Source organism: Lamprobacter sp., from assembly GCF_034860625.1.
GTDB lineage: Bacteria > Pseudomonadota > Gammaproteobacteria > Chromatiales > Chromatiaceae > Lamprobacter.
Window position 1 is genome coordinate 1 of sequence record NZ_JAYESN010000219.1, and the last position, 5,205, is coordinate 5,205.

Below are 5,205 nucleotides of genomic sequence, written 5' to 3' on the forward strand. Positions count from 1 at the left end.
GGCGCGCGTCAATGCGGTGGGCGTGCTGGCCACCTCACTGGTGCATGAACTGGCGCAGCCACTGAATGCCGCCGCCTTCTTCGGGCGCGCCGCGCTCGAGCAGCTGCAAGGCGCGCAGGCCAAGCAGCGCCCAGCCGAGGCGTCAATGCTGGAGCCGATGATCGCCAAGGCCGATGCCCAGCTCGAGCGCGCCGGCGCCATCGTTGAACGGCTGCGTCAATTCTTGCGCCATAAGGCGTTTCGGATGCAGTTGGTCGAGCTGGACCCAGTGATCGAGCGAACGATGGAGCTGATCGAGTGGTTCGCTCGCCAACGACGTGTCGCGCTATGCTTTCGTTCAGGCTCGGCGGGTCTCTGGCTGCACGCTGATCCGATTCAACTCGAGCAGGTGCTGGTCAACCTGATCTGCAACGGGGTGCAGGCCATTGATGAGGCAGAGATGCCCGAGCGGCGAGTGACCATTGAAAGGGTGCGGCCTTGCCATGATGGCCCGTTAAGGAGTACGCTGCAACCTTCTGATTAAACTGAGAGTAGGGTGGCGAATGTGACGCAGGTGGTCAGACGTTCGGGTGACGAAGTGACGGTTGAGGTGACGGTGCGCCTGAGTGGCAGCCTGCTGGAGATGGAACAGGCGATCCTGGAGGCGACCAACGCTGTCGGGTGTTGTGCGACCGAGGAGGCCCTTGGGCGCTTTGACACCGACGGCAGCCCGATCCGTGTCGGCGAGACCAAGTTGACCGTGCGCGGACGCCATCCGAAGGTCTACCAGAGCCCCTATGGCGAGGTCCAGGTCGAGCGCTACGTCTACCAGACCTCGCGCGGCGGGCGCATCGACTGCCCGTTGGAGCACCAAGCGCGGATCATCCGTGGTGCCACCCCGCGTTTTGCCAGCCAGCTCAGCCACAAGTACGCCCAGCTCAATGCGGGCGCGGTGCAAACGGACCTGGAGCAGAATCACGGCCGCCAAGTGGCCCGCTCCTACATCCAGAATGTGGCCGACTGGGTCGGCAGCATTGCCACGGCCAAGGAAGAGACCTGGGAGTACGCGTTGCCAGCACTGCAGGTGTCCATTGCCACGGTGGTGATCAGCCTCGATGGGGCGATGATCCCGATGGCCGACAGCGCCGGCTACCGCGAAGCCATGGCCGGTGCGCTGTCGTTCTACGACCACGACGGCGAGCGTCAGCACACCGTCTATCTGGCCGCCGCACCCGAATACGGCAAGCAGACGTTTCTCGCGCGGATGGAGTGCGAGATCGCACGCGCCAAGCAACAGTATCCAGACGCGTTGTATCTGGGCATCGCCGATGGCGCCTCTAGCAACTGGACGTTCCTTGAGCAGCATACGCAGCGACAGCTGATCGACTTCTTCCATGCCACCGAGTACATCGGCACACTCGCCCAAGCGCAGTATCCGCAACGCCGCGACACACAGCGACGCGAGGACTGGCAGCACGCCCACTGCCACCGCCTCAAGCACGACCCCGCGGCACGCGATCAGCTGATCGCTGAGGCCACTGGCCTCGCGGATCGTCGCGGGCTCTCGCAGGCCCTGCGCCATGAGGTCCGCGCGGCGCGGACCTATTTCGACAACCACCGCCATCAGATGGACTACCCGAGCTTCGTTGCCGAGGGACTACCGATCGGCTCAGGGGTCATCGAGGCGGCCTGCAAGACCCTCGTCAAGCAGCGCCTCTGCGCCTCAGGCATGCGCTGGAAGACCAAAGGTGCCGGCATTGTGCTCAGCCTGCGCGCGCTGACCCAGACCGTCGGACGCTGGGCGCAGTTCTGGCAGAAGATCGATCAGTTTGGGGCGGAGTGCTGCTGTTGATTACAGCATGCTGAGGCCGCACCCGCTGGTGATGCTGTCGCTGCCGTTCTCATTGGTCGGTGGCTTCTGGCTGATCGATCTGCTCGACTACAACCTCTCGGTGGCGGTTGCGGTGGGCTTCATCGCGCTGGCCGGGGTCGCTGCCGAGTTCGGCGTGGTGATGCTGGTGTATCTGGATAATGCGCTGAAGCAATGGCGCAAGGAGGGCCGGCTGACCAGCGTTGATGAGCTCAAGGGTGCGATCGAGGAGGGTGCGGTGCTGCGTATCCGGCCCAAGGCGATGACGGTGGCGACCATCTTCGCGGGCCTGTTGCCGATCATGCTGATTGGGGGTATTGGCTCCGAGGTGATGCGCCGCATTGCCGCGCCGATGGTCGGCGGCATGATCACCGCGCCACTGCTGAGCCTGTTCGTGATCCCGGCGATCTATCTGTTGTGGCGACAGCGGGGGTTGCGGCGAGGAGAGTAGCGAGTGTGGTCTCCGAATAATGTCAATCAGATGGAGCCATGTCGGGTAGACGACACAAGAAAAAGATATCTCGCGCAGAGACGCAAAGTCGCAGAGAAGAAGAAAAAAGAGAAAAAGAGAAGGACGAGAGAAGCGCACTGGCAACATCGAGCAAGCTCTTTCTTCCTTTGCGCCTCTGCGTCTCTGCGCGAGCCTCTTTTTGCTACGTCACAACCTCACGCGACATCATGTCGAGGCCGTACCCGCCCGAGTTCGACTTCGAGTTTGATCAGCGCATTGCGGAGTAGCCGCCGTCTCTGTCCCGCAGGAAACGGTACAGCCCCGCTCGTCTCCCGGCGGCGCGTTGCGGCGCAGGTGCTCACCCCAGCACCCCGAAACGCGCGCGCCCACACCGCGCGCGACGTCCGTCAGCCCCGCAGTCGGGCGTTGACGGCGCATCCCACCCCCGCTACCTTTCTTCATCGGGCCAACCTGGACGCTCAGGGTGACTTGGATTTCATATCCTTTTCTCCCCGAAGCACCCAGCCGGCGTCAGTCGATCCGTTCGACATCGAAGCCCACCAGCTGCCGCTGCTGCTCGCTGAACGCGATGCCAATCAGAAAAATCGGCTGACCAAGCGCGCGGTATTTGTCGGCATAGCCCTTGTCTTTGATCTGTTGCAAGGCGCTGCCTGCAGGCGAGCGTTCGGCAACCTTGAACTCGAATAGCCAAATCTGGTGGTTGAACTTGAGCGTCAGATCGATGCGCCCGTGGTGGGTGATGTCTTCGGCGATCAGCTCCAGGCCAAGCGAGGCCAGATGGCTGTAGAAGACGCTGGCCCAGTAGCCTTCGTAGTGAGCAATGGGCGTGTTGTCGTACCAATGATGCGGGATGGCGGCGAACAGGCTGTGCAGGTGCTCACGCAGCGGTTCGGGGTCGCCAGCCTGGAGGATGTCGTAGATCTGGCCGGACAGTCGGCTGGCCTGACTGGCGTTGCCCATCAATGCCTTGGCCAGCACGTCATTCAGGGCGCTTTGGACTTCCAGGTTGGGATAGGTCAGGCGGTAGCGCGCGCGGGCGCCGATACGTTGCACTTCGGCGAAGGTGAGATAACCGGTCTGCCATAACAGGGCTTCGGTGGCGATATGATCGACATCGAAGCTCGACAGCAGCTCGTCGTCGGCGATGGTCTGGGATAGATCGGGGGTGAAAATTCCGCGCTGCATCAGCAGGTCAATCAGCCCGGTGGGTGAGCCGGTCTCGAACCAGAACGAACGCAGCTCGCGTTTCTGGAACAGCAGCAGCAGGTCGAAGGGGTTGTAGACTGCATCGCCCAGCCAGTTGTAGCCGTTATACCACTGGCGAATCTCGGCGCGATCCAAATCGTGCAGCTCAGGCGCAAAGACGGTGTCCAGATCGGTCTCGGTATAGCCGCACAGCGCCGAATAAGGTGCATCAACGGTGATGTCGTTTAAATTATTCAGCCCGGAGAACAGACTCACTCGGCTGAACTTGCTCACTCCGGTGATGAGGACAAAGCGCACATCGGCCTCGCGATCCTTGATCACGGAGTAGAGATTGCGCAACCCGTCGCGCAACTCGCGCGCCAGCTCCGGACGGGTCAGGTTGTCGAGGATGGGCTTATCGTATTCGTCCACCAGCACCACGGCGCGCTGGCCGCTCATTTGACGGGCAAGGCCAATCAGTTCGGCGAGACAGGCTTCCGGCTCTGGCTCGGTGCATTCGACATTCAACTCGGCCATGTTCAGACGCAACTGCTCGCCAATCTTGGTATCGAGCCGAGCGCGAGAGCGCACCACCCCGCCACCGAAGCTCAGGCGGATAACCGGGTAACGCACCGACCAATCCCAGTCGGGATGAATCGCCAGGCCCCGAAACAGCGGCTCATTGCCGGCGAACAACTCGCCGATGGTGTCGATTAGCAGCGATTTGCCGAATCGGCGCGGGCGGGAGAGGAAGTAAAAGCTACCCTCGTCGATCAACCGAGCGATGAAGCCGGTCTTATCGACATAGTAGTAGTCCTCCTCGCGCATCTTGGCGAAGGTCTGTATGCCAATGGGCAGTTTGCGGCGGGGCATGATCGCGGCCATGGGGATGCTGGTGATGGGCTGCGATCATCGAACAACAGCGCGATAAAGTCGACCCTGTTCCCGAGGGAGCAAGCAGGGCTCGGCGATCCGTCGGTCTGACAAGACGCCCCGCCCGCAGGCGCGAAAGATGCTGGGTTGGGGCTAGAAGGCAGCAAGAGTAAGGCTTGCAAAGGCGCCGACAGGGCGAGTTAAGACCCGACCGGACGCGACTTGATCTTGGGGTCGATGATCATCTTGCGTTTGTTGGGGTTCCAGGATAACGCGCGGTAGCATCCTTGCGCTGCGGCCCGGCTTGAGGGTTTCTGTTGGCCGCAGTAACGGCCTCCAAGTGCCAGCCACAGCTTTTGTTGCTCGACTTTCGCGCCGTAAGCCCCACTGGACCAGGCGTTGATATATCCGCCTAGCGTCGAAACGAAGACATCGACTTGAGAGCCATCCGAGCCAGAGAACGCTGAGGCGGCACCGTCGCAGTTGAGGGCCGACTGATCGATCGCATAATCTGGTTGGTCATCCCCGTTGAGATCCGCGCTTAGGATGGCCTGTTTCGGATTGACAAGTTTACCACCGACCCCGCGACACGAGGATTTCAATTCCGAGATTTGCGCCTTAACGGGCGCAGGAAGCTCAGCTGCGATGGCTGGTGAGGCGCTCAACGGCAGCAGAACAATGAGCGCAAGACCAGTAAATCGAGTCATAGGAGAGCCTCCTTAGATTGTGTTATCAATCTGCAGGAACAGGACACCGTGATGCAGCCAAAGAATTCGCTCTCGGCGCCATAAGCCATGAACCGCCCCGGCTGCGGCAGGGTATCACC

4 protein-coding genes and 1 pseudogene are annotated in these 5,205 nt (G+C 61.5%); 3 read left to right on the forward strand and 2 right to left on the reverse strand.

The genetic code is table 11. The annotated features are described in order from the left end of the window. The 3 genes and pseudogenes from VBE63_RS24420 to VBE63_RS24430 all read left to right on the forward strand — a co-directional run. Positions 1-523: sensor histidine kinase (locus VBE63_RS24420; RefSeq protein ID WP_416274663.1), on the forward strand; the 523-nt coding region annotated here is incomplete at its 5' end. Positions 524-544: 21 nt separating this feature from the next. Next, complete coding sequence (locus tag VBE63_RS24425) at positions 545-1,831, forward strand: ISKra4 family transposase (protein ID WP_323685621.1); 1,287 nt, start codon at positions 545-547, stop codon at positions 1,829-1,831. 25 nt (positions 1,832-1,856) lie between these two features. Next, positions 1,857-2,300: pseudogene (locus tag VBE63_RS24430) on the forward strand (efflux RND transporter permease subunit); the annotation flags it as partial. 531 nt (positions 2,301-2,831) lie between these two features. Here VBE63_RS24430 and VBE63_RS24435 read toward each other — a convergent pair. Next, entirely contained in the window at positions 2,832-4,379 is a 1,548-nt protein-coding gene (locus VBE63_RS24435) for an ATP-binding protein (RefSeq protein WP_323685622.1), read from the reverse strand. A 200-nt stretch (positions 4,380-4,579) separates the two neighbouring features. Next, entirely contained in the window at positions 4,580-5,044 is a 465-nt protein-coding gene (locus tag VBE63_RS24440) for a hypothetical protein (protein WP_323685620.1), read from the reverse strand. Positions 5,045-5,205 lie beyond the last annotated feature (161 nt).

Bases quoted from the DNA above. Each gene is read 5' to 3' on its own strand.
- VBE63_RS24435 (WP_323685622.1), bottom strand. From the start codon at position 4,379: ATGCCCCGCCGCAAACTGCCCATTGGCATACAGACCTTCGCCAAGATG.